Below are 23,761 nucleotides of genomic sequence, written 5' to 3' on the forward strand. Positions count from 1 at the left end.
CCTATGCCAGAGCTTCCTGAAGTGGAAACGGTCAGAAAAACGCTCGAACTTCTTGTTATAGGAAAAAAAATTAAGGATGTATCGGTTTTCTGGCCAAAAATGATTAAACATCCAGAGGACACAGGTGAGTTCATTCATGCTCTCCGCGGCCAGGAGATTCTAGAAATGAAACGGAGAGGGAAATTCCTGGTCTTCTATATGAATGAACTGTCCCTGGTGTCCCATTTAAGGATGGAAGGAAAGTACGGGCTTTACAATGAAGATGATCCAGTGGAAAAGCATACACACGTCATTTTTCATTTTACAGATGGTACGGAGTTGAGATACCGGGACGTCCGTAAATTCGGCACGATGCATCTGTTTAAAAAAGGAGAAGAACTTCTCCACCGTCCCCTGATCCAACTTGGGGCAGAGCCTTTTGATAAAAAATTCACCGTCGGTTATCTCCAGCAGAAACTGATGAAAACCGAGCGAATTGTAAAAGCCGCCTTATTGGATCAATCGGTAGTAGTGGGACTCGGCAATATCTATGTGGATGAGGCCCTGTTCCGAGCTGGTGTACATCCAGATCGAAAAGCCAAATCCCTCACCACGGAAGAAGCAGCTGAATTACACCGCACGATCATCGAGACACTGCAGGAAGCTGTCGAAATGGGCGGCAGCACGATCAGGTCATATGTGAACTCACAGGGACAAATGGGGATGTTTCAGCAAAACTTGTTTGTCTACAGCCGGAAGGACGAAGACTGCAGAGTCTGCGGCACCCCGATTGAAAAGAAAGTTTCAGCCGGAAGGGGTACCCATTATTGCCCCCGCTGCCAGAAGCATCCTTAAGCCTAAAGACATTTAACATCTGATAAGCCCTTGCCATATAGTATTGTAATGATTTATGGGAGGGCTTTAGATGACTCAAACAATCTCCTTGCTGCTGCTTGCATTTGCTGTAAGTCTAGATAGTTTAGGCACAGGTTTAACGTACGGATTAAGAAAAGTGAAGATTCCTGTAAAATCAATCAGTATCATCTCGATCTGTTCGGCAAGTTCACTGCTCGCCGCCATGTTGGTCGGAGGGGCAGTCCAGTCGTTCATCACCGCCGAATGGGCAGGCAGGATCGGAGGGCTCATCCTCGTCGTGATAGGGGCTGCGGTCCTGTATCAGTTTTTCAGACCGGAAAAGGAAACAGACTTACGTGCTTCTGAAGAGAAGACACTCATCAATTTTGAAATAAAGTCCATTGGATTGGTCATCCAGATCCTGAGGCGCCCATTGACCGCAGACTTTGACAGGTCTGGGACGATTACCGGAATCGAAGCGTTCATGCTCGGGATTGCCTTATCACTCGATGCCTTCGGAGCGGGGATCGGAGCCGCGCTGCTGAATTTCTCACCGTTGTTATTGGCTGCGGCCATCATGTGCATGAGCTTTGTGTTTTTATCCACAGGCCTGAAAATGGGGCAGTCTCTATCACATTTAAAATGGATCCAGCGGGTGGCTTTCCTGCCGGGCGTCCTGCTGATACTTATAGGAATCCTTCGCTTTTAATATACACCCTTCAAACAGCGCAAAATGGACCTTGAACAACTGTACTAAAGAAAGGAATAGAAATATGGCAACCATTCTAGGATTGACAGGCGGAATTGCAAGCGGAAAAAGTACGGTATCTGAAATGCTTAGTAAAAAGGGATACACGGTGATCGATGCAGATCTTGCTGCCCGAAAGGTTGTCGAGGTCGGTCAGCCGGCTTACCTCGCCATCGTCGAGGAATTCGGCAGAAGCATCCTTCATACGGACGACGACACCATCAACCGTGCAAAACTCGGCGATATCGTTTTTCATAATGAAGAAATGAGAAAAAAACTGAACGGCATCGTCCACCCTGCAGTCCGGGGACTGATGCTTTCAGAAAAAGATCAGGCCATCGAGTCAGGAAAAAACACCATCATCATGGATATTCCGCTCCTCTATGAAAGCGACCTTACATGGATGGTGGACCGCACCATCGTCGTATACGTAGATGAAGAAACCCAGCTATCCCGATTAATGAAACGAAACCAATTCACAGAACAGGAAGCATCATCACGGATCGCATCCCAATTCCCCCTCAAAGGCAAAATCGGCCTCGCCGACGCAGTCATCAACAATAACGGAACAATCGAAGAAACCGGAGAACAGCTCGAGAAGATTTTAAATGATTGGGATTTGCGACCATAATACTTAACATAAGCTGACAGGAATTTTGTTCTTGTCGGCTTTTTTATATTAGTTACGGTAGATATAATTGTTTATTTTAGACCGTCTCCAGCTGTTGATTGGAGTGGAAGGCAAAGACTCCTGCGGACTCCTGCGGGATGGGAGACGTGTCCAGCTCCAGGGCTTAGAGGCACATGTCATAAGTCAACTCGTCCGAAAAGGCTCACGGGCTACCCGCGGAAAGCGAAGTCTTGCACGGAAATCAAAAGCGGTATTAGTGGGGTGATTTATTTCTGTCCGCATTCATTTTCCACAGAGCATCAGAATATAATTTGTCAGAATAATAAAACATTAAAAATCCGCAAATTACTTATTAACTATTTCTCTAAATATGTTATACTATTTTTAGCCAATAAACATATAAGTATAACATTAATATAGAGGGGAGCCGGATTTATGAAGGCGAAAATTGCGATTAACGGTTTTGGACGAATTGGAAGAATGGTATTCAGAAAAGCGATTTTGGAAGACAACTTAGAGGTTGTGGCAATTAACGCAAGCTACCCAGCTGCAACATTGGCACATTTGATTAAGTATGACACAAATCATGGCACGTTCGATGCAGAAGTACTGACAGAAGACAACGCCATTATCGTGAATGGAAAAAAAGTTCAACTATTAAGTAATCGTGATCCAAAAGCACTGCCTTGGAACGAACTGGGCATCGATATTGTCATTGAAGCAACGGGGAAATTCAATGACAAAGAAAAGGCAAGCCTTCACCTGGAAGCCGGCGCTAAAAAAGTAATCCTTACAGCTCCAGGTAAAAATGAAGATGTAACGATTGTCATGGGAGTAAATGAAAGCGCATTAAATATCGAAGAGCACTCCATTATTTCCAACGCATCTTGTACGACAAACTGCCTCGCTCCTGTAGCGAAGGTGCTGGATGAGCAGTTCGGAATCGAGAATGGATTGATGACGACTGTCCATGCTTATACAAATGATCAAAAGAATATCGATAACCCGCATAAAGACCTGCGCAGGGCAAGGGCGTGCGGACAGTCGATCATCCCTACAACCACAGGTGCTGCGAAAGCGCTGTCACTTGTGCTTCCTCAGTTGAAAGGAAAGCTCCATGGGATGGCACTTCGAGTACCGACGCCTAATGTGTCTCTTGTTGACCTTGTAGTCGATGTAAAGAGAGACGTAACGGCAGAAGAAATCAATGAAGCATTCATCACGGCATCACTTGGGTCGCTGCAAGGCATCCTGCAATACACGACCGAACCGCTGGTATCCATCGACTTTAACACAAACCCGCACTCCGCCATCATCGACGGATTGTCCACAATGGTCATGGGTGACCGTAAAGTCAAAGTACTGGCATGGTACGACAACGAATGGGGCTACTCCTGCCGCGTAGTCGACCTAGTCAAATACACAGCATCCAAAATGCAAGCCAAAACAGAAGTAAACGTTTGAAAGAACCAACAAAAACAATAAGCAAAACCACTCGAACGTCCCCCGGGGCGTTCTTTTCTTTTAGATAATATTTACTGTTTTGTTGAAGAAGGCGGGAGGATAAGCAGAATTTATTATTAGCTTTTCAGGGTTTAGTACATTCCAGCTTTTGATTGTAGTGGAAGACGAAGACTCCTGCGGGAAAAGTGACCGATGTGAGACCCCGCAGGAGCGCATGCGACGAGGAGGCTCACGGGTCACCCGCGGAAAGCGAAGTCTTCCACGGAAATCAAAAGCGTCGATTAAAACCTTCGAAAAAACTTTTAATAAATTTATTGCAAAAGAATATCAAACAAAGTATACTATTTTTCGTGAACTTCTTAATGGCAGATGAATACTGATTTAGCTACTTAAAGGGTTAGGACCTCTTCGGACTAACTTTCCCCCGTGGTAGTTAAGATTTTGCTGAGGGATTCGTTCATTTTGACGAAAAAAACTATGTCAAAGGGGGAAACGATCAATGGAAACAATGGGTCGTCATGTAATCGCAGAACTTTGGGGCTGTGATTTCGAAAAGCTTAACGATGTTGAAGGAATTGAAAAAACGTTTGTAGATGCTGCACTTAAATCAGGTGCTGAAATCCGTGAGGTAGCCTTTCATAAATTTGCTCCTCAAGGCGTGAGTGGAGTTGTGATCATCTCTGAATCACACTTGACCATTCACAGCTTTCCTGAACATGGTTATGCCAGTATAGATGTGTATACTTGCGGTGATTTAGATCCTAATATTGCTGCTGATTATATTGCAGAAGCTCTTGGAGCAGATACTCGTGAAACAATCGAGCTGCCTCGGGGAATGGGTCCTGTCCAAGTGAAAAAATCTCAGGCACAGGCACTTTAATAGTTAATGTAAGAGATGCATCCATATGCATCTCTTTTTTGATGTTTTGGAAGGGTCCCTGCCTTTCATGGAATAATAGATTCCATACGAAATCAGTGTTTGCCAAGTATCAATTTTCAACGCAACCGTTTTCGTGTAAAATAAAGATAAATAAAGGGAGGCAGATATATGAGTGGATTAAAGACCCTGTTGAAAAGATTCCAATCTGAATGTGAGACTTCGGATCGGCACGAAGACCCGGCTCTCCGTTCACGTTATTATAAATCAATGCATGGCGCTGCATATAGTGCCGTTCTTGACTTGTTTTCGTCTTCCGAATACGAGGTCATCTCAGAATCAAAGGAGCGGGGGGAAATAACGGTACGCAAAAACGGGACGCCCCGTCTATTTATAGTCGCCACCGTCATCACCGTCCGTCCTCTCGAAACGGCAGTCGATTTCAAGGTGAGTGCAGACAAAGGAAAGATCTTTGGTACATATACAGTGCTGAAAGCTCAAATCGGACATTATTACGGCAGGCTGGACAGCCGGATGACAAAGGTAAAATAACGGTAATTCCGTGATTTGCTTGTTTAAATGACTGCTTTTTAATATGATAAAAGTAATAGTTTGTTAAAACGGAGCTGATAATATGAAATGCCCGTCATGCCAGCACAATGGGACCCGTGTAGTTGATTCCCGCCCCGCTGACGAAGGCCGCTCGATCAGAAGGCGAAGAGAATGCGAAGAATGCAGCTACCGGTTTACGACATTCGAAAAGGTGGAAGAGCTTCCGCTGATTGTTGTAAAAAAAGAAGGAGTCCGCGAAGAATTCAGCCGCGAAAAGATCTTGAGGGGATTGATCAAGGCTTGTGAAAAGCGGCCGGTACCCCTTGAAAGCCTGGAGAAGATCTCTATGGAAATCGAGAAGGAGCTCAGGAACCAGGGGGCTTCTGAAGTCGAGTCAGTCAAAATCGGCGAAATGGTAATGGATGAGCTTGCAAAAGTCGATGAAGTCGCATATGTTCGTTTTGCGTCTGTGTATCGACAATTCAAAGATATCAATGTATTTATTGATGAATTAAAAGAGTTAATAAAAAAAGAGTGAAATGGTGAGCTGAAGAGACTTTCTTTAGCTCTTTTTCTCTTTATAATTTTTACGCTGTCAGCAGCTGAGTATAATAGAGCTTTACTTGAAAGGTAGAATCAGAAAATGAAGAAGCATTGGAACGAAATACAGCCGATCGATCACTACACAGTAGCGACAAATGGAATGCTTCAGGAATACGACCGGAAAATCATCACGTTCCTTTATCAGCCATTAATCGGTTCAGCCCCTTACAGTCTTTTCATGAGTCTGTGGGGAGAGGTGGAGGAAAACCGGCTTTGGTCACTGGAGTCAGCCCATTATCATTTAATGAATGTTCTTTCTGCCAATCTCCAGGAAGTATATGAAGCAAGGCTGAAACTGGAAGGTATCGGCCTTTTGAAGGTCTTTGAAAAGAAGAGTGAAGGTGAACGCAGATTCGTCTATGAATTGCAGAGGCCGCTTTCACCCAGGGAGTTCTTTCATGACGGTATGCTGAATGTGTACCTTTATCAAAAGATCGGCAGGACCCATTATATGCGCTTGAAGAACTTTTTCACCGACCGGGCTGTCGAGAAGGAGCAATACAGCGAAACCACCCGTTCTTTTCAGGATGTATTTACGTCGGAGCAGAATATCAATTTCCTTCAGCATGATGCGAATGCGGATTCAGAATCAGGTACCGGCAGGCAATTCGTGCAGTATAACAACGGTTCAGGACTGCCGCTGGATGAAGTTGATTTTGATTTCCAATTACTCCTATCAGGCCTTTCAGAAGCGATGGTGCCGAGAAAAGCATTCAATGTCAAAGTGAAAGAAACGGTCGTAAAGTTAAGCACTTTATACGGCATTGATCCCCTTCAAATGAGAAACCTGCTTCTGAGCGCGATTGATTCAGAAGATGAGATTGACCTGGAAATGCTGAGAAAAGCTGCAAGGGACTGGTATCAGCTTCAATCAGGGGATAAACTTCCTGAACTGACTGCACGGAGCAGGGGAGCCAAGGAAATCAAAACATCAGACAAGCCGCTCTCCAAAGAGGAGGAGCTGCTTGAATATCTCGAAACGACATCACCGAAAGATGTCCTTGCCGATATTTCAAATGGCAGCACGCCTTCCAAATCGGATCTCCAGGCTGTGGAAGAAGTGATGCTTTCCCAGAAGCTCCCAATCGGGGTGATGAATGTACTCATTCAGTACGTTTTATTGAAAACAGATATGAAGCTTACCAAAGGGTACATGGAAAAAATCGCTTCTCATTGGTCGCGCAAAAAAGTGACCAATGCTGCACTGGCAATGGATCTTGCAAAGAAGGAGCATCAGCAGTACCTTGAATGGGCGCAGGGGAAAAAAGAAAACAAATCGAGAAGAAAGAAACCGATCCGGACGGAAAAGCTTCCTGACTGGTTCAGTGAAGAGGGGAAAACGGATGAAGCCCCATCCGCTTCTCAAGATGATGATTACGATTTTGAAGCTGAAAAGAAAAAGCTTGAAGAAGAACTGAAAAAATTCAGGAAGTAGGTGAAAGAAAAGTGGAAAAAATAAATAATACCCTCAAGAAACTGGCGGCTTCAGGATCCTTTCAGGAGCGCTATGAAAAAATGAAAAGAGAAATCCTTGAAAACCGGGATGTACGTGATTTCATAAATAAACATAGTGAAACAGTCACGTCCGACATGGTGAATGAAAGTTTAATGAAACTTTATGAATACATTTCCCAAAGCAAGGAATGCAGCGAGTGCCCTTCCCTTCAGGAATGTAAAAACATGATGCAGGGGTACGACCCCCATCTGGTCATCCGCGGGAATACGATTGACATTGAATACCACAGGTGTCCGCGAAAAGTGGTGCACGATGAACGTACAAGCTCGCAGAAGCTTATAAAGAGCCTCTATGTACCGAAAGATATCCTGCAAGCTTCATTCGCCACTCTTGATCTTGATTCGAAAAGCCGTTTGGAAGCGGTGCGACTCGCAAAGAATTTCGTTGAAACCTACTCAGCTGAAGAGCGGATGAAAGGATATTATTTCTACGGGAAGTTCGGTGTGGGGAAATCCTATATCCTTGGAGCGATTGCAAATGAACTCGCAGAGAATAAAGTTGCATCCATGATTGTCTACGTCCCTGAGTTCTTCCGGGAAATCAAGCAGTCCCTCGGTGATAATTCGCTCAATGAAAAGCTTGATGCGGTCAAATCGGCTCCAGTTTTGATGCTGGATGACATCGGGGCGGAAACGATGTCCAGCTGGGGAAGGGATGAAATCCTCGGGACGATCCTGCAGTACAGAATGCTTGAAAATCTCCCTACCTTCTTCACTTCTAATTTCAACTTTGAAGAGCTCACGCATCACCTGACCTACACCCAGCGAGGTGAGGAGGAAAAACTGAAAGCAGCAAGAATCATGGAAAGAATCAAATACCTAGCTAAACCCGTCCTTATCGACGGCAGGAATAGAAGAGAATAGAATAGGATCAAACAAAAAAGAAAAGGTGTAATTGCCTTTTCTTTTTTCGTTCTATTCTTGAATGGTACTTTATTTTCTGCGTTTAAAAACAGAGTGAATTGGAGCGGAAGGCATTTGACTCCGACGGGATTAAGAGGAAAGGTCGAGACCCCGCAGGAGCGAATGCGACGAGGAGGCTCGACTTCCTCCCCGCGGAAAGCAAATGCCTGCAGCGGAAAGAAACGGGCTAAGTTTTACTAGCAGAACACGTTTGAACTTTCGCAAAAGGAATATTTCGCAGGTTAAAAACAATTGCAAATAATTCACAATCAAACTTCTAATTCATACAAGCCCCCCATATATATAAAGCAGGGATTCCGGCTTTAAGGAGGGGAGCAAGTTTGATTGAATTCATTTTCAGACAGAAAAATGATGCACTGAAGCTTCAACAATACCTGACCAAGTTTGATTTGCAATCTTGGTTTCACGAAACACTCTTTCAACATAAAACCCATTATAATCTTACTATAGATGTTTCATCTTCCCATAACGGTGAAGAAAGGCTGCTAAAAGGGACTACGGAGTACATTCTTTTTGATAAATGCATCGACTGGGCGGAGGACATTCTAAGGACCCAATTTTATTACGAAGATGCCCACGAAATCGAGCAGATACTTGAAATCGTTTCAGACATGAGAATGGGAGAACGGCCAGAGCTTGACCAGCTTATAGAAAAATGGGATGAGCATTCCTTTATCAGGAAAAGCCTTGATTTGCTGCTCGACGGCAACACCCCTGTCTCATTCGATTCCTTCAGTACATTCCGGCTGAAAAAGCTGCAGCTGCGGATGACTGAAATGGTGGAACTTGCAATTGATGAATACAAGATGGAGCAGGAATATCAAATGTTCATTCATATGCTGAGGGAGTATTTGGCTTCCATGGAGAAAAAGCTCGATACAATCCATCTTTACTCCACCGGCTTTGGTTTTCGATTTTTCGATGAAAATATGAAGGAAGTATCAAGAGAAGAGCTCACTGCTTTCATAGACAAGCGGCTTTTGACCAATCATCCCCTTTATGTCGATTCGTATACGATTGCACCTCTGCTATCGATTGCTCCCGACAAGATATACGTATACGGGAATGGGGAGCATAATCTGGTGAGGACCCTTCAGAATATTTTTGAAGAGAGGATCGAGCTGCTTCCACATCATTATTTTCCTGAAACGCTCCTTTATCGTTCAATTGATATCGCAAATGAATAGGTAGCCTATTTTTCCCTTTTGCCCTTGCTTTTGACTGCATAACCGATTATAATACCTACATAATAAGTCTATAAGGTAAAGGTTATGAAGAGGACAACAATATTCCTATTCGATTCACAGAGAGGGAAGTCAAGGCTGCAAGCTTCCTAATTCGACAGTAATATTTACCGCCTCGGAACTTCAATCCAGAAAAGGCCGCCGGCCCCGTTAAGGATTGACGGCTAAATGTCGTTATTCGTTTTCAATGAAGTCATTCTCATGCGTTTTATGCAGAGGGTGAGAAGTTGGGTGGAACCACGAGTTTATCTATAAACCTCGTCCCTTCAGTTATGAAGGGGCGGGGTTTTTTGTTTTGGCTCTAAATACGTTGTTGACTGGAGTCAACTTAAATCCAACACAACTAGGTTTAATTGAATCCTGAATAACCCACACCCTTACAAAAACACATTAGAAAATTTAAAGGAGTGAACACACATGTCTGAACAGATTAAAATTACGTTCCCGGACGGAAATGTGAAGGAGTTTCCAAAAGGAACAAGCACTGAGGACATTGCTGCATCTATCAGTCCGGGGCTGAAGAAAAAAGCGATTGCAGGTAAGATAAATGATCAATTGATTGACCTGCGCACTGGAATCATGGAAGATGGAAAAATTGAAATCATCATGCCGGACAGCCAAGAAGCGCTGGAAATCCTTCGCCACAGTACGGCTCACTTGATGGCACAGGCAATTAAACGCCTTTATCCGCAAACAAAGCTAGGAATCGGTCCGGTAATCGAGGGCGGTTTCTATTATGACATTGATTCCGAACATACTTTCACTCCTGAAGATCTTCCTCTTATTGAAAAAGAAATGAAGAAGCTCACAGGTGAAAATCTTGAAGTCATTAGAAAAGAAGTAAGCCGGGACGACGCGAAGAAGATTTATGAAGAAGTCGGCGATGAATACAAGCTTGAACTTCTAGAAGCGATTCCTGAAGGCGAGCAGGTTTCGATTTATGAGCAGGGTGAATTCTTTGACCTTTGCCGCGGGGTCCATATCCCATCCACAAACAAAATCAAAGAATTCAAGCTGTTGAGCATTGCTGGTGCATACTGGCGCGGAAACAGCGACAATAAAATGCTGCAGCGTATTTACGGAACTGCCTTTTTCAAGAAAGCGGATCTGGACGAACATCTTCGACTCCTGGAAGAAGCGAAGGAACGTGATCACCGCAAGATCGGTAAAGAACTGAACCTCTTCATGAATTCCCAAAAGGTAGGTCAGGGACTTCCAATGTGGCTGCCGAAAGGAGCGACTATCCGCCGCATCATCGAACGCTATATCGTCGATAAAGAAGAGCGCCTCGGCTATGATCACGTTTATACTCCTGTCATGGGAAGCGTTGACCTTTATAAAACAAGCGGTCACTGGGATCACTACCAGGAAAACATGTTCCCGGTAATGGAAATGGACAACGAGGACCTTGTTCTCCGTCCGATGAACTGTCCTCATCATATGATGATTTACAAAAATGATATCCACAGCTACCGTGAACTTCCGATCCGGATTGCTGAGCTCGGTTTGATGCACCGCTATGAAATGTCAGGTGCACTTTCAGGATTGCAGCGTGTGCGCGGGATGACACTGAACGATGCTCACATCTTCGTCCGTCCTGATCAGATCAAAGAAGAATTCAAACGCGTTGTCCGTCTGGTACAGGAAGTATACAAAGACTTTGATCTCAATGATTATTCATTCCGTTTATCTTATCGTGATCCCGAAGATACTGAGAAATACTTCGATGATGATGAAATGTGGAACCGTGCACAGGGCATGATCAAAGAAGCGATGGATGAGCTTGACCTTGATTATTTCGAAGCTGAAGGAGAGGCTGCATTCTACGGACCTAAGCTTGATGTCCAGGTGAAGACTGCCCTTGGTAAAGAAGAGACACTATCCACTGTCCAGCTTGACTTCCTCCTTCCTGAACGTTTTGACTTATCTTATGTCGGGGAAGACGGTAAACAGCATCGTCCGGTCGTTATCCACCGCGGTGTCGTGTCGACAATGGAACGTTTCGTTGCCTTCCTGATCGAAGAATACAAAGGGGCATTCCCGACATGGCTTGCTCCGGTTCAGGTGCAGCTGATCCCGGTGTCGCCTGATGTCCACTTCGATTACGCAAAAGAAGTAAAAGAGAAGCTGCAGGCAGAAGGCCTTCGCGTTGAAATCGACGACCGCAATGAAAAAATGGGCTATAAAATCCGTGAAGCTCAAATGAGCAAAGTGCCATACATGCTTGTCCTCGGTGATAACGAAATTGCAGATCGTGCTGTAAACGTACGTAAATACGGCGAACAGAAATCAGAGACGCTCTCACTGGATCAATTCATAGCAAACATTGTGAAAGAAGCAAAGCGATAATAAATAGTTGAAGGACGGACCTGGTTTCGGGTCCGTCTTTTTGCATTACATGATATATATGTGTGTAATATAAAAATTTATTTTATGCTGGATACAGCTGTTGATTGGAGTGCAAGACGAGGGGGCTCACGGGTCACCCGCGGAAAACGAAGTCTTGCACGGAAATCAACAGCGTTGTTGTAAGTGTCAAAATAAAAAAACTATTGCACTCCACAAAGATGTCTGCTATTATAAGAAACGTTGTGACATCAGAACGATAGTTTGACATCACTTATGTCATGTGATATATTATCTAAGGTGAATTGAATACAGTTTGGTACAAGAAGAAGCTACCCGCTTCTCACCTGAATGACGCCGTTCGGCAGTTGCCAGGTATGATAATGACTATTAAAGCTTTTTATAGATGCTTAATAATCAGATGCGGGTGTTTCGACACCCGCATCTTTTTTTGTGCAGACAAAAACGTGCGGGTGCCTGAGACCAAAGCCGTTGTATTCTTTTAATAAACCTTGGAGGTGCTACTTATTAGCAAAGACATGATCTTAAACGAAACCATTCGTGCCCGTGAAGTACGTCTTATCGATCAAAATGGCGAGCAGCTTGGAATCAAATCCAAGAATGAAGCCCTTGAAATCGCTGAACGTGTAAATCTTGATCTTGTTCTTGTTGCTCCAAATGCAAAACCACCCGTTGCCCGTATCATGGACTACGGAAAGTTTAAATTTGAACAGCAGAAGAAAGAAAAAGAAGCGCGTAAAAATCAAAAGATCATCAACCTTAAAGAAGTGCGCTTAAGCCCTTCGATTGATGAGCATGATTTCAATACTAAGCTTCGCAACGCACGCAAGTTCCTTGAAAAAGGAGACAAAGTAAAAGCGTCAATCCGATTTAAAGGCCGTGCGATTACGCACAAAGAAATTGGTCAACGTGTACTGGATCGTTTCTCTGAAGAGTGTAAAGATCTAGCAACTGTTGAATCAAAGCCGAAAATGGATGGTCGCAGCATGTTCTTGGTGCTAGCACCAGTTAACGAAAAATAAAGGACCCGAGGAGGAAAAGCACATGCCAAAAATGAAAACTCACCGCGGCTCAGCTAAGCGTTTCAAGAAAACAGGTTCTGGTAAACTTAAACGTTCTCACGCTTACACAAGCCACTTATTCGCAAACAAATCTACTAAAGCGAAGCGTAAACTTCGTAAAGCAGCTGTTGTCTCTAAAGGAGATTTCAAACGCATTCGTCATATGCTTGACAACCTTAAATAAAAAGCACGTAAGAAATAGGAGGGAATTATTATGCCACGCGTAAAAGGCGGAACAGTAACACGCAGACGTCGTAAAAAAGTTCTTAAGTTAGCAAAAGGTTATTTCGGTTCAAAACACACTTTATATAAAGTAGCAAACCAACAAGTCATGAAATCATACATGTATGCTTATCGTGACCGTCGCCAGAAGAAACGTGACTTCCGTAAATTATGGATCACACGTATCAATGCGGCTGCTCGTATGAACGGTCTTTCTTACAGCCGTTTAATGCACGGTTTGAAGCTTGCTGGTATCGAAGTTAACCGTAAGATGCTTGCTGAGCTTGCGATTGCTGACGAAAAAGCATTCAACCAATTAGCAGAAGCTGCTAAAGCTCAACTTAACAAATAATATCTGCTTGCCACGTGCAGCAGACAAAGGACTGGCCTCATGGGTCAGTCCTTTCTTTATAAAAGAAGCTGTAAATCTAAATTACAGTGTTAATTACCGCTAATGATTTCCGTGCAAGACTTCGCTTTCCGCGGGTAGCCCGTGAGCCTCCTCGTCGCTGCGCTCCTGCGGGGTCTCACATTGGCCACTTTTCCCGCAGGAGTCTTCGTCTTGCACTCCAATCAACCGCTGGTGTGATAGAAAAACGTAGAAAGAATTAAATCTAGAATCATTTTAGTTGTACTTTTCACCTTTGTATCAGCTCATATCATGTATCTTGTTTGGATTTTATTGAGAGATACTGAGTGTATTGGAGCGGAAAGGAACGGGAATTAGGGCAGTCCATTTTTGAAGAGAAATATTTAAAATCACAACTTGATTGAAAGAAGGTAACCATTATGGAATCTTTACTAAATCTCCTATACATATACATCCTCGTTATCAATATCATCGGATTCGTTCTGATGGGGAGGGATAAGAAGAAGGCGCAGCGGCATGAGTACAGGATCAGTGAGCGGACGTTATGGACCGTGGCAGTGATCGGGGGAAGTATCGGTTCGTATATCGGCATGAAGGTCTACAGGCATAAGACGAAGCACAGAATGTTTGCGATGGGGTTCCCTTTCCTGGTCATCGTCCACAGCATCCTCTTCATCTGGATCAATCAAGGGGTGTGATAGGCGGACAATCCCCGGTCTGCCCTTAAGTCTTCTCCTCTTGTCATATAGTGTAGACAGAATGTATAAACTGTAGAGAGTAGAGGCAGCAGAAGGAGGTCATTAGCTATGGACGACCGACTAGTAGCAGCATTCGCCATCATGGAAGCTAGTGGATACATCGCTCCTGTTCTGTTTATATTGTTTCATGTCCTGAGGCAGTTTCTCTTTATCCCCGTGGCCCTGGTTTGTATGGCTGGAGGCATCCTCTTCGGGAGTATTCTCGGTACGATTTACTCGCTGATCGGATTGACGCTTTTATCCATTATCTTTTATTTTGCCATCAAAAGCTTTACGTCTTTTTATGAGCGTCTGTTGAGACTGAAGGAAAAGTGGTTCGGTAAAAGCGCAGATTTGACCACCGGACAGATCGCAGTATTGCGTCTTATCCCCTTCATCCATTACCAGCTGCTCAATCTTTGCCTAATGCAGAAAAATCCCCAGTTCAAGCCTTTCGTCCGTGCTACAATCATATCCAACATCCCACTCGCATTTTTCTACACCGTTTTCGGACAGTATATCAAGCAATTTTCACCGCCCATCATGGTCATGATCATCATGGCGCTGGCCGTTCTCTTCTATTTATTGAGGGAAAAAGTGAGGGTCATGAGCTGGAATGAATTTTTTCCTGAAAGAAACCGTATGTAATCAGTAAATTATATGCCTCATTAATTTCGCGGCATAAGAAAAGGGAACCTGACCGGGTTCCCTTTTCTTATGCTGTTTCAATTCAACCGGTCCAATAGATACCTGCCATATCCGATTGGGTTGAAGTGTTTTGCTTTCCATTCTTCATATCGCTTCCCTTTATAGCGGACATTTCCGTACCTTCCGCGGAAATTACTTTCGATGAAGAAAGGTTTCCCTTTTTTATCTAGGGCAATATCAAAAGCGATATCCGCAATATGGTCGGTGTATCTTTCCAGGTGCTTTGCCATTTTTAAAGTAAGGGATGAAATAGCTTCATATGTCTGTTTATAAGATAGGTAGGAATGGCCATTTACGACTTGATCGAAAGAGAGGGAGCTTCCTCCCTGACTGATGTTTGTCACGAATTGATCCTTTGAGGGTGAGACTTTACAGAGGATCCCGGCGACAACCCAATCCCCGGTATGATCACGCTGTACCACTACCCTAAGATCGAACGGGCGCTTTTTATATGTTGCAAGGTCAATGTTTTCCTGGATGATGTACAGCTTTTTTTTGAAGGCTTTCCTGATCACCTCAGGAATCTCTTCTTTAAACTGAACCTCTTCCCACTTTCTTCTTGCGAGGGGGTATTTCAAAAGGTACCCCCCTGAATCCTCCCTGGTTATTTTCATGATGCCGCCTCCAAGGCTTCCTTTGGCAGGTTTGAGGATGAGCTTGCGGTGCTTTTGCAGCATCATCTTAAGGTTTTCTTCTGTTCCTTTCACCGTTTCAGGAAGGGAGACAGCAATTTCGGAATCTTCACTCATGATTTCATGCATCCTGTATTTATCGTGGCCGATCCCTTTTTTGTTGTAGAATTGGACCTTCTTTTCATCCAAAAAGGTACTCTGCTTTTTTGAAAGGAAGCTGCGTGTGTAGATCACTTTAGGGAGATTGACAGTATCCAGTTCGTACCCCTTTCCTTTTTTTACGAATCCTTGTACTTTATCTTCTCCTGGTTTGAGACACTTAAGCTTCATGAAGACCGGTATAAGGCCGAAGTGGTCGGCTGCTTCCTGGTATGCACGTACATTGATCTGGCTTTTACCCGCGGACAGCCTGTCGAAGATACCATCCGGCAGGATCACACCTATATAGTTCTGCGTCATTCTTCTTTTCAACTCCTGCTTTTATTCAGTCTCTTCTATGTATATTTAAATGACGCGGAAATGGTTATTGGTAATTGGCACATTCTTGAAGATGCTCATAGTATAGTAAGGTGTAAATGCGACAACAGTAATCGGGGTGAAAGAATGAAATCATGGTTCAGGGTGAAAAAAGGGGAAGAAAAAGGGTACCGCATCATCATGCATCCGGATCTGATCAAGGACTGCGAACTGTCGGTGAATATGAAGGTAACAGTAAGATTCGGGCTTCAGACATGTGATGTGAAAATCATCCCCTCTAAAAAAATCAACATTGGGAAAATGATCATGACACGGGATATCATCGATGCACTGATGCTGCCCCTAATTCCGGCATACGAAATCGTTTATAAGGATGATGAAATCCAAATAGGGCCCATCATCGGGATTGTGGCAGCAAGAACAACCGGAAAACTGGACGAAAAGGTGCAAAAGCTTGGCAGGTATGTGAGAAAATATCATAAGGTGAACGGTGCAATCATTGCTTTTTCAAACGAAGGGATCGATTTTGATAAGAGGTTGATTTTTGGATATCTTTACGATCCCATTGAAAAAAAGTGGATCAAAGGGATCTATCCTTTTCCTACTGCCATTTTCAAAAGAGCTTCTTTGAAGAAAGAACTGCACCAACAGTTTGAGAGAATCATCGGTAATCGTATCTTCAATTCTTCCACATTCACTAAATGGGAAATGTATTCATGGTTTAAACAAGCATCTGGACTGAATGCTTATTTGCCGGTCACACGTATTTTCAAGCATGTGCATGATGTGGAAAATATGCTGGAACGGTTCGGAGGCGCGTATATCAAACCAATCAAGGGGATGCAGGGAAAAGGCGTGGCGAAGATTGAACAAAAAGAAGGTGGATTGCTCGTTCAGCACATCGCAGAGGATAGTAAGAACGACTATTTCTTTCAAGATTTGTATGAAGCAGAAGAATTTCTTAAAGATAATTTTGGGGAAGAAAAATTCATCCTTCAGCAGCCGCTTCAACTTCAGTTTCAAGAATCGATCATTGACTTCCGTGTAATCATGATCAAGGACAGAAATGGAGAGTGGAAAAACTTTGGAATTATGGGCAGGAACGGGGTGAAGGGACATATCGTGAGCAACCGCCATAGAGGCGGGAAGGTTGAACAGGCTGCGCGCACCCTGGAAAAAATGTTCCCCGATAAAAAGAAGGAGTATTTGAAGGAAATGGAGCAGCTCGCTAAAATGGCGGCTAAAACGATTGAGAACTGCGGGTTTCTATTTGGGAAGCTTGGGATTGATATCGGGATTGACAGTGAAGGACGCATGTGGCTGATTGAAATCAATCATCGCAATCCGAATGACTATGTGGCGACATTTGCCGGGGATAAATCACTTGTCAATAAGATCAGACATGAGAATATTTGTTATGCTAAGACCCTTGGAGGATTTTAAGCTGCTGGCGGCTCGTTACGTCATTGGAAAAGCCTCTGCTATTCACGATAAAGTGAGTAGCAGAGGCTTTTTATCATGCTTTTAACTTTTTGAGGAAACCGCGGAATGATTCTCTCATCGATGTTTTTACAAGGATGATGGTTTCAGGCCCCGCAAGCTTTTGAATGAGAGAAAAGGCATCTTCGGGCTTTTCGCACATGTGGATGTTTTCTGCATCCATCCCGAGCCTGATGGCCTCTTTCCCTATTGTGAAGGCGGTTTTGCCGATTGTGATAAGGGTGGAAGGCTGGTTCTCTATGACCATCCGGGCTATTTTTTGGTGTTCGGCTTTTTCTTCAGACCCAAGTTCGCTGATTTTTCCAAGTACGGCAATCGAGTGTCTATCGTTTGAAACTTCCTTCAAGACAGAAAGTGCTGCATGAACGGAGCTGGAATTTGTATTCCACGTATCATCGATCAGAGTGGCCCCTTTTATTCCCTTCTTTACTTCCAGATGGCGCTTTAAAGGACGGAATGTCTTCAACCTTCTTATCGCCGACTGAAGCTCTATCCCATGAGAATGAGCAGCAGCCAGTGCGGCAAGGGTATTATATACAGTGTGCACGCCGAGCCCTGGGATAAGTACAGGGTAGCCTGTATCCTTAAATATTAATGTGAATTCCATTCCTTGAGCAGAAAAATGTATATCTTCCGCCCTGTAATCTGCATTGTTTCCAGTCCCGAACCATATAGGGGTTATATTCATTTTATGGACTGCCTCAACCGTATTCGGACAGTCCGCATTTAAAATGATTATCCCGTCTTCCCCGACTCCATTCAGGATCTTAAGTTTTTCATCCCTGTATTTTTCAGGCGAGCCGAATCTTTCAATATGGTCCGATCCTATCCCGGTGATAAGTGCAGAATATGGACCGAAATACTTGCTGCATTTGTCCAGGTTTCCTGTTTTGCCCACGCCGAACTCGAACACGCCGAAATCAGTCTTTTCTTCGAAGTTTGCCAGCACCGATGCATTCGAACGGAAAAGGTTGTAGTTTCCCAGAGTGGCTTTTACATTGTGCCTTTCAGAAAGGATGTGCTTGATCATTTCCTTTGTTGTCGTTTTTCCGGAAGTCCCTGTTATAGCAATGATCGGAACCTCGAACGATTTTCTATGAAATAAAAGGAAGCGGTGATAAGCGCCTTTGATATTATCCACCTTTACGATGGTGGCGTCTCCAGTAATATTCTTTAGTTTCTGAGGGCGGTCAGTTATGATGACACATGGGGGGAAAGGTTTTTGGATGTCCGTTTTTCCCAGGTTGCGATCCAGGCAAAAAAGCAGCGTCCCTTTTTGGAGCTTCTTTTTTTGGGTGATCACCTTTTTCAAGTTTACAGGTGGTCCTTCTTTTATGACTTCTCCCTTTATAGGAGACAGGATTTCATGTAATTGTAATATTTTCACTGTAATCTCCTTTTTCTTTTCTTTCTTTTGGATTCGGCGACATAACGTGCATACGGGATCAGGTTTTTTGCCACTGAAAACTCCCTGTTTTTACTGCCAGGACGCCAGTTTACCTCGTAAATCCAAAGGCGTTGGTTTTGATCGATGGCCACATCGATCCCTAATTCATCAAATGATCGGTTCTCATAGAGGCTTTCGAAATGGGTCGTAAAGGCAACAGCGAAATACTCCAATAATTGCTTGATGTTATAGTAATCATCTCCGAATTCTTCCATCAGAAAAGGAATCAGTTCACCTCGGTAGCCCCCGCTGCTGATGTTGCTGGTCAACCTTTCATTACCGCTAACCCTTGGATAAATTAAATTGACCGTCCATTTTCCAGACTCATTTTTTTGCACATGCAGGCGGAAATCGTAGTTCAATCCCGATTTCGTCTTACATTCGATAAATGGCTGCAACAAATACTTCTGCTCTGCCGTCAATTTCTGGATGAATGCCTTAAACTCTTCAATTGAAAATATGGTAACATCGAGTCCGGTCACACAGCGGATATTATCCTCTTCGATGAGAGTGATGAAATGGATGGAACGGCCTTTACTTCCTGAATGCGGCTTGATGACAAGCCGGGTGAATTTATTTAGGAAAGATAAGACTTCATCGAATGCAGTCACGTTGATAGTTGGGATAAGGAAATGAGAAAACAGATGTCCTTCTTCGATTTTTCGATATACGCTCATTTTGTTCCCGATTGAATGACTGATGAATGGGATATTACGCTTTAAGGCCTTGCGAATATTCGATTGATAATCTGTCTTTGGTGCACTGATATTGATGATGGAATCAGGGAAATCCACTGTCCTCTCCACCCATTTCCCCTCGTGAAAAACCCAGCCGTTTATTTTTTTTAGGGCAAAGTCCACTGCTCGATAGGAGAAATAAACAAATTCAACATCGTGCATCTTTGCGATGGAAGCACATGCGAAAGCTTTTTTTACTTGGTGCGGCTTTTTCCTGTAATGGAGCATGCCGATTAATGTCATGAACAATCACCTACAATGGCTCTATATAGAATTTAATTTCCCCTGCTGCTCTTTTGGCAATTTCCTTCGCTTTCAGGGGATCGGAGGAACTGGCAAGAACATAGGCATACCGGTCCCCCATTGATAAAGGAGGAGTCAGCACACTCCCTTTTCTTGGCTTGACGTAGACCATCTTGACGCCGTCTATTTTTTTTGCTTTATTCTTGCCAGTAACTTTTACAAGTCTTCCTTGGGTTTCAACCGTAATGAATTCTGCAGAAACATATTCTGCTTTTGAAGGAGTAAGGTCCGGCTTTTCACCAAGATGTAACTTTAATGTTTCTTTTACTAAGCTGATTCCGATTGATTCCAGTATCATCTGGTTGATTGCACTTCCTGAAATACGCGGGTTAATCTCAATCAGCTTCCATTCGCCTTCTGTCCATCTCATTTCAAGGTGGCAAGTGCCGTGGGACAAACCTATATCTTTCATGACTTGACCGATTGATTCATTCAGTGTTTCCCGGGCATGCTTCGATAACCGTGCCGGCATGTGATAGCCCGTAATGATAAAACGGTTCATACTGGATATTTCCTGCTCGATGATAGCAACGATCGTCGTATTGGAATTGTGGACGAGTACTTCTATTAAATACTGGGGACCGGGTATGAATTCTTCTATAAGAAGGGGGTCCTGGCCAAGCTGGTTTCTGAAATGTTGCACAGCCTCTGTGAATTCTTCTTTTGAATTGGCTTTGATGACGTCTTTTGAACCGTTTGATACCGGGGATTTCAGAATCACTGGAAGCTTCTTGACGTGCTCTTTAAACAACTCATTTTCATCTTTGTCTAAAAGACAGATGGAAAAGTGCGGAGTAACGGGATTATTTTGTAATTCATCCCGGAATCTTGTTTTATCCTCCATCTTAAATAATGCTGCGACAGATACCTCTTGAAGCCCGAGTTCCTTGGAAATCTCAGCAGCCAAACTGACAAATGGATCGATAAAGCTTACAAAAGCTTTTATCTGCTTTCCCTGGTTATTGATTTTTGAAAGCTGTCTGAAAATCTTCTCCTTATCCAACAATCGGTCCATCAACACCATTTGATGAACATCCGGAAACTCTTCCCTTTGTTTGATCCATTTCCGTCTATCTGTCAATAGTACTGTGAAATAGCCCATATCTGATGCAGCCCTTATGGCGTCCCTTGAAGAGCCCGATTTATTACTCCCGAGAAAAATAATCGTCTGCATGGTAAAAAGTTCATCTCCTACGAACAAAAAGGTTCAACCCTTTGCTGCTTTTATCTATTGAGAGCGGGGCAAAAGGTCTTCATACGCATGACTATATTATTCATAACGAGAAAAAAAGTGATGGCTATAGCGGAGATTATGTACATTGGAAATAACAGGAACATATATAAGTGATTGTAGACATCTTTTCTACAAAGAAATTAAATTCAAAAGGCAGTTCAGATGATGAAAAAAAGATAGAAGGTGTGTAAGTGTTTATTAAGAAAAGAAACATATTAAGTGGAACCATCATCATGCACCCCTCTTCAGCAAAGAAGCTGAACATAAAAGAGGGATCAGTGATTCTGCATATCGGACGATGGAAAAAAGATATGACAGTCACTATCGATCAAGAGGCTGAGCAAGATTCGATATGCGTACCAAAAGATTTATTCGATTTCACCATTCCCGAGGATATTGAATTTGAATGGAGAACAGAAGGAAGTCATTTGTATGCGGGACCCGTCCTTGGTATTGTGAGGGGTGCCGGGATGAAGAATATCAACAAAAAAAGCCTGAGGATATTGAAACGCTGGGTCAAATCATATAAGAGGATCAAAGGATTGGTGATCATCTTTCCTCTATCGGAAGTGGAGGAGGGGGCTGTGTCGGTAAAAGGCTTCTGTTATGACCCTGCACAAAAAGAAGGTCGATGGAAGGAAGGGACTTTTCCATTTCCTGATGCGGTCTTTAACAGGCCGGTCGCAGGAACGGGCAACAAATATCATCTTCTGGACAACATCACCGGGGGACGTTTCTTCAATAGCCGCGGTACCGGTAAGTGGGAATTTTATCAGGCACTTTTTAAGAATCCCGCTGCAAGGGAACTGGTCCCCTATACGGAAAAATTTAAAGACTTTGACCGGCTTTTTTCCATGCTTGAAGAATATCACGTCCTATATTTAAAGAAAAGATTTGGGGCAAGAGGGTACGGCATCATCCAGGTCAAAAAGGAAGGAAAGCAGATCAGGGTCACCCGAGTGGTCAAAGGAAAACAAGTGAAGGAAAGATTTGAAACAAAAGAGGATTGCATCTTCCGCCTGCAAAACATCGTCAGGAAGAATCGATATATCGTGCAGCAGGGAGTGCCGTATGAAAAAAATCGGAAGCAGGTTGATTTCAGGGGATATATCCAAAAAGACAGCAGCATGGAATGGAAAATGAGAGGGTTTATAGGCAGGCTTGCGAAGCCCGAAAGCGTCATCACGAATCTTCGATATACAGAGAAGATTCTTCCCGGGGAAGCTGCCTTAAAAGAGTACTACGGATTTGATGATTTAAAAGCGGCTGAAGCAGCCGCACGTATAAAAGAAGCCTGTATAAAAGCGGGGGAGAGCCTTGATTTGAATATAGGTCATTTTGGGGACGTAGCACTTGATTTCATACTACTGGAGACAGGTGATATCTATTTTCTTGAAGCAAACTCCAACTACGGGCATGAAAGCTTCACAAAAATAAAGGATTTGGAACTTAGAGACCGTGTGTTTCGCTCACCCCTGGAATACGCGAAGGCGCTGGCGGGTTTTGGGAAAAAGGTGGACCGTTGATACAGATTGGAAACGGACAGTCAATGCGGCCTTAGGTGTAAGATTAGCAGATTTAAGAATCCCGCTACCTCTTCGAACCGTTCAACAAACATGTAGAGTCCGGTGCCTGAGTAATTTTATAAGGATTGAAGGCCCGTCCCTCGATGCTGACGCATTGGGGGGCGGGCCTTGTCTTTATCCTCTTCTGTATTTCAGGATCCTTTTATACACTTCTTCATTTTTCAGCGCTTTGAATATAGAAACACTCGGTGCCAGGTTGGCTTCGATGATCCAGATATTCGCTTGATCATCAAGCCCGATATCGAGCCCGAATGTGCGGGTATTGGTGTAATAATCGGATAAGTATTCAGCGGTGAGGACGCTGATGCGGTCGATTTCTTCTTGAAGGTGGCTTCTTGGAGCTTTAAAAGAAGAATGTTTAATGGCCTCCTCAGCTGTGATGAGATATTTAGGATAATTAGTAAGGACGAATCCTTTGGCAGCCACCTTGGCCAGTTTCCCGGTGACCGTCCAATCATACTGATTTTTCCTGCGCTGCACCATCACTCGGAGGTCGTAGGGGGCACCTTTTACAGTCACCAGTGGGATTTTCTGCTGAACGATATAGTGTTTCTTCAAAAAATAATCCTTCATTAGGTGTTCGAATGTTTTCTCTCTTCCTTCAACGACATAGCTCTTTTCCAGTACGTGGAATTCGTATTGCTCTTTCCCTTTTGATGCTACCTGCACGATTCCTTTTCCCATATATCCTTTAGTAGGCTTGATCATGACAGCGCCGTATTTTCCAATCAAATGCCAAAACGTATTTTCATTGAGTAAATAGGTCTCGGGTAAGTACTGGGACAGTTTTTCATTCTTCATCATCAATTGGTATTTTTTCCACTTCCCCGTTGATATTCCCATCGTCTCTTCACTTCTTTCATATAGATTATGTTTTTAAAACTGTAAGCGGCCCGGGTGTGATGCGGATTTTGGACAGAAGTGGAGCATAACAGTGTTATTTGTATCTTATGATTGAAGTGGAAGGAAAGTTAATCATCATGACCAA

The 23,761-nt window shown here is 43.6% G+C and carries 23 protein-coding genes and 1 other annotated feature; of the genes, 18 read left to right on the plus strand and 5 right to left on the minus strand.

Annotation, left to right across the window (positions count from 1 at the left end; translation table 11 throughout):
- The first annotated feature begins 3 nt into the window (after window positions 1-3).
- The 16 genes from mutM (at window position 4) to ACKA06_RS12285 (ending at window position 14,797) form a co-directional block, all read left to right on the plus strand.
- Window positions 4-834, plus strand: coding sequence for a DNA-formamidopyrimidine glycosylase (gene mutM / locus ACKA06_RS12210; protein WP_411159769.1), 831 nt, complete (start codon window positions 4-6; stop codon window positions 832-834).
- A gap of 70 nt (window positions 835-904) precedes the next feature.
- Entirely contained in the window at window positions 905-1,543 is a 639-nt protein-coding gene (ytaF, locus tag ACKA06_RS12215; RefSeq protein ID WP_032087377.1) for a sporulation membrane protein YtaF, read from the plus strand.
- Between the two features lie 64 nt (window positions 1,544-1,607).
- On the plus strand, window positions 1,608-2,213 hold the full coding sequence (gene coaE / locus ACKA06_RS12220; protein ID WP_198258937.1) for a dephospho-CoA kinase: 606 nt from the start codon (window positions 1,608-1,610) through the stop codon (window positions 2,211-2,213).
- 435 nt (window positions 2,214-2,648) lie between these two features.
- Complete coding sequence (locus ACKA06_RS12225) at window positions 2,649-3,677, plus strand: glyceraldehyde-3-phosphate dehydrogenase (RefSeq protein WP_058297945.1); 1,029 nt, start codon at window positions 2,649-2,651, stop codon at window positions 3,675-3,677.
- 499 nt (window positions 3,678-4,176) lie between these two features.
- Window positions 4,177-4,557, plus strand: coding sequence for an adenosylmethionine decarboxylase (gene speD / locus ACKA06_RS12230; RefSeq protein ID WP_032087380.1), 381 nt, complete (start codon window positions 4,177-4,179; stop codon window positions 4,555-4,557).
- Between the two features lie 168 nt (window positions 4,558-4,725).
- Window positions 4,726-5,106 (plus strand): hypothetical protein, encoded by a 381-nt coding sequence (locus ACKA06_RS12235; protein ID WP_058297944.1) that lies wholly within the window; start codon window positions 4,726-4,728, stop codon window positions 5,104-5,106.
- An 82-nt stretch (window positions 5,107-5,188) separates the two neighbouring features.
- Complete coding sequence (gene nrdR, locus ACKA06_RS12240; RefSeq protein WP_032087382.1) at window positions 5,189-5,644, plus strand: transcriptional regulator NrdR; 456 nt, start codon at window positions 5,189-5,191, stop codon at window positions 5,642-5,644.
- 105 nt (window positions 5,645-5,749) lie between these two features.
- Complete coding sequence (locus ACKA06_RS12245; RefSeq protein WP_411159770.1) at window positions 5,750-7,144, plus strand: replication initiation and membrane attachment family protein; 1,395 nt, start codon at window positions 5,750-5,752, stop codon at window positions 7,142-7,144.
- An 11-nt stretch (window positions 7,145-7,155) separates the two neighbouring features.
- The gene (gene dnaI, locus ACKA06_RS12250) at window positions 7,156-8,088 is read left to right on the plus strand and encodes a primosomal protein DnaI (RefSeq protein WP_032087384.1); all 933 of its coding nucleotides are present in this window, start codon (window positions 7,156-7,158) and stop codon (window positions 8,086-8,088) included.
- 380 nt (window positions 8,089-8,468) lie between these two features.
- Window positions 8,469-9,335 (plus strand): putative sporulation protein YtxC, encoded by an 867-nt coding sequence (locus tag ACKA06_RS12255; protein ID WP_411159771.1) that lies wholly within the window; start codon window positions 8,469-8,471, stop codon window positions 9,333-9,335.
- Window positions 9,336-9,809: 474 nt separating this feature from the next.
- Complete coding sequence (gene thrS / locus ACKA06_RS12260) at window positions 9,810-11,741, plus strand: threonine--tRNA ligase (protein WP_411159772.1); 1,932 nt, start codon at window positions 9,810-9,812, stop codon at window positions 11,739-11,741.
- Window positions 11,742-12,055: 314 nt separating this feature from the next.
- Window positions 12,056-12,195: a sequence feature (ribosomal protein L20 leader region), on the plus strand.
- Between the two features lie 82 nt (window positions 12,196-12,277).
- Window positions 12,278-12,781, plus strand: coding sequence for a translation initiation factor IF-3 (gene infC, locus ACKA06_RS12265; protein WP_032087386.1), 504 nt, complete (start codon window positions 12,278-12,280; stop codon window positions 12,779-12,781).
- 22 nt (window positions 12,782-12,803) lie between these two features.
- On the plus strand, window positions 12,804-13,004 hold the full coding sequence (rpmI, locus tag ACKA06_RS12270) for a 50S ribosomal protein L35 (protein WP_032087387.1): 201 nt from the start codon (window positions 12,804-12,806) through the stop codon (window positions 13,002-13,004).
- Window positions 13,005-13,034: 30 nt separating this feature from the next.
- Window positions 13,035-13,394: a 50S ribosomal protein L20 gene (rplT, locus tag ACKA06_RS12275; RefSeq protein ID WP_032087388.1), complete on the plus strand. Its 360-nt coding sequence runs from the start codon at window positions 13,035-13,037 to the stop codon at window positions 13,392-13,394.
- Window positions 13,395-13,831: 437 nt separating this feature from the next.
- Window positions 13,832-14,110: a DUF1294 domain-containing protein gene (locus ACKA06_RS12280; RefSeq protein ID WP_411159773.1), complete on the plus strand. Its 279-nt coding sequence runs from the start codon at window positions 13,832-13,834 to the stop codon at window positions 14,108-14,110.
- Window positions 14,111-14,218: 108 nt separating this feature from the next.
- A complete protein-coding gene (locus ACKA06_RS12285) occupies window positions 14,219-14,797 on the plus strand; it encodes a TVP38/TMEM64 family protein (RefSeq protein ID WP_064564472.1) in 579 nt (192 codons plus the stop codon).
- A 77-nt stretch (window positions 14,798-14,874) separates the two neighbouring features.
- Here the strand turns inward: ACKA06_RS12285 and ACKA06_RS12290 are convergent, their stop codons facing one another.
- Window positions 14,875-15,948, minus strand: a complete 1,074-nt coding sequence (locus tag ACKA06_RS12290; protein ID WP_411159774.1) for a YheC/YheD family protein — start codon at window positions 15,946-15,948, stop codon at window positions 14,875-14,877.
- Between the two features lie 144 nt (window positions 15,949-16,092).
- On the opposite strand from ACKA06_RS12290, the gene ACKA06_RS12295 reads away from it, so the two are divergent.
- Entirely contained in the window at window positions 16,093-17,409 is a 1,317-nt protein-coding gene (locus tag ACKA06_RS12295) for a YheC/YheD family endospore coat-associated protein (protein ID WP_411159775.1), read from the plus strand.
- Window positions 17,410-17,482: 73 nt separating this feature from the next.
- Here ACKA06_RS12295 and ACKA06_RS12300 read toward each other — a convergent pair whose 3' ends face one another.
- The 3 genes from ACKA06_RS12300 to ACKA06_RS12310 are packed head-to-tail and all read right to left on the minus strand — an operon-like array spanning window position 17,483 to window position 21,127.
- Window positions 17,483-18,853, minus strand: coding sequence for a Mur ligase family protein (locus ACKA06_RS12300; RefSeq protein WP_411159776.1), 1,371 nt, complete (start codon window positions 18,851-18,853; stop codon window positions 17,483-17,485).
- Window positions 18,850-19,893, minus strand: a complete 1,044-nt coding sequence (locus ACKA06_RS12305) for a YheC/YheD family protein (RefSeq protein WP_411159777.1) — start codon at window positions 19,891-19,893, stop codon at window positions 18,850-18,852. The genes ACKA06_RS12300 and ACKA06_RS12305 overlap by 4 nt, the downstream gene beginning before the upstream one ends.
- Before the next feature lie 10 nt (window positions 19,894-19,903).
- Window positions 19,904-21,127, minus strand: a complete 1,224-nt coding sequence (locus ACKA06_RS12310; RefSeq protein WP_214871926.1) for an ATP-grasp domain-containing protein — start codon at window positions 21,125-21,127, stop codon at window positions 19,904-19,906.
- A 251-nt stretch (window positions 21,128-21,378) separates the two neighbouring features.
- On the opposite strand from ACKA06_RS12310, the gene ACKA06_RS12315 reads away from it, so the two are divergent.
- A complete protein-coding gene (locus ACKA06_RS12315; RefSeq protein ID WP_411159778.1) occupies window positions 21,379-22,713 on the plus strand; it encodes a YheC/YheD family endospore coat-associated protein in 1,335 nt (444 codons plus the stop codon).
- A 174-nt stretch (window positions 22,714-22,887) separates the two neighbouring features.
- Here ACKA06_RS12315 and ACKA06_RS12320 read toward each other — a convergent pair whose 3' ends face one another.
- Complete coding sequence (locus ACKA06_RS12320; protein WP_411159779.1) at window positions 22,888-23,616, minus strand: YheC/YheD family protein; 729 nt, start codon at window positions 23,614-23,616, stop codon at window positions 22,888-22,890.
- Window positions 23,617-23,761 lie beyond the last annotated feature (145 nt).

The sequence above is a fragment of the Rossellomorea oryzaecorticis genome (genome assembly GCF_045897515.1).
Lineage (GTDB): Bacteria > Bacillota > Bacilli > Bacillales > Bacillaceae_B > Rossellomorea > Rossellomorea enclensis.

Coding starts and splice junctions, on each gene's coding strand:
- mutM (WP_411159769.1), top strand. CDS start 4: ATGCCAGAGCTTCCTGAAGTGGAAACGGTCAGAAAAACGCTCGAACTT.
- ytaF (WP_032087377.1), top strand. CDS start 905: ATGACTCAAACAATCTCCTTGCTGCTGCTTGCATTTGCTGTAAGTCTA.
- coaE (WP_198258937.1), top strand. CDS start 1,608: ATGGCAACCATTCTAGGATTGACAGGCGGAATTGCAAGCGGAAAAAGT.
- ACKA06_RS12225 (WP_058297945.1), top strand. CDS start 2,649: ATGAAGGCGAAAATTGCGATTAACGGTTTTGGACGAATTGGAAGAATG.
- speD (WP_032087380.1), top strand. CDS start 4,177: ATGGAAACAATGGGTCGTCATGTAATCGCAGAACTTTGGGGCTGTGAT.
- ACKA06_RS12235 (WP_058297944.1), top strand. CDS start 4,726: ATGAGTGGATTAAAGACCCTGTTGAAAAGATTCCAATCTGAATGTGAG.
- nrdR (WP_032087382.1), top strand. CDS start 5,189: ATGAAATGCCCGTCATGCCAGCACAATGGGACCCGTGTAGTTGATTCC.
- ACKA06_RS12245 (WP_411159770.1), top strand. CDS start 5,750: ATGAAGAAGCATTGGAACGAAATACAGCCGATCGATCACTACACAGTA.
- thrS (WP_411159772.1), top strand. CDS start 9,810: ATGTCTGAACAGATTAAAATTACGTTCCCGGACGGAAATGTGAAGGAG.
- infC (WP_032087386.1), top strand. CDS start 12,278: ATGATCTTAAACGAAACCATTCGTGCCCGTGAAGTACGTCTTATCGAT.
- rpmI (WP_032087387.1), top strand. CDS start 12,804: ATGCCAAAAATGAAAACTCACCGCGGCTCAGCTAAGCGTTTCAAGAAA.
- rplT (WP_032087388.1), top strand. CDS start 13,035: ATGCCACGCGTAAAAGGCGGAACAGTAACACGCAGACGTCGTAAAAAA.
- ACKA06_RS12280 (WP_411159773.1), top strand. CDS start 13,832: ATGGAATCTTTACTAAATCTCCTATACATATACATCCTCGTTATCAAT.
- ACKA06_RS12285 (WP_064564472.1), top strand. CDS start 14,219: ATGGACGACCGACTAGTAGCAGCATTCGCCATCATGGAAGCTAGTGGA.
- ACKA06_RS12290 (WP_411159774.1), bottom strand. CDS start 15,948: ATGACGCAGAACTATATAGGTGTGATCCTGCCGGATGGTATCTTCGAC.
- ACKA06_RS12295 (WP_411159775.1), top strand. CDS start 16,093: ATGAAATCATGGTTCAGGGTGAAAAAAGGGGAAGAAAAAGGGTACCGC.
- ACKA06_RS12305 (WP_411159777.1), bottom strand. CDS start 19,893: ATGACATTAATCGGCATGCTCCATTACAGGAAAAAGCCGCACCAAGTA.
- ACKA06_RS12310 (WP_214871926.1), bottom strand. CDS start 21,127: ATGCAGACGATTATTTTTCTCGGGAGTAATAAATCGGGCTCTTCAAGG.
- ACKA06_RS12320 (WP_411159779.1), bottom strand. CDS start 23,616: ATGGGAATATCAACGGGGAAGTGGAAAAAATACCAATTGATGATGAAG.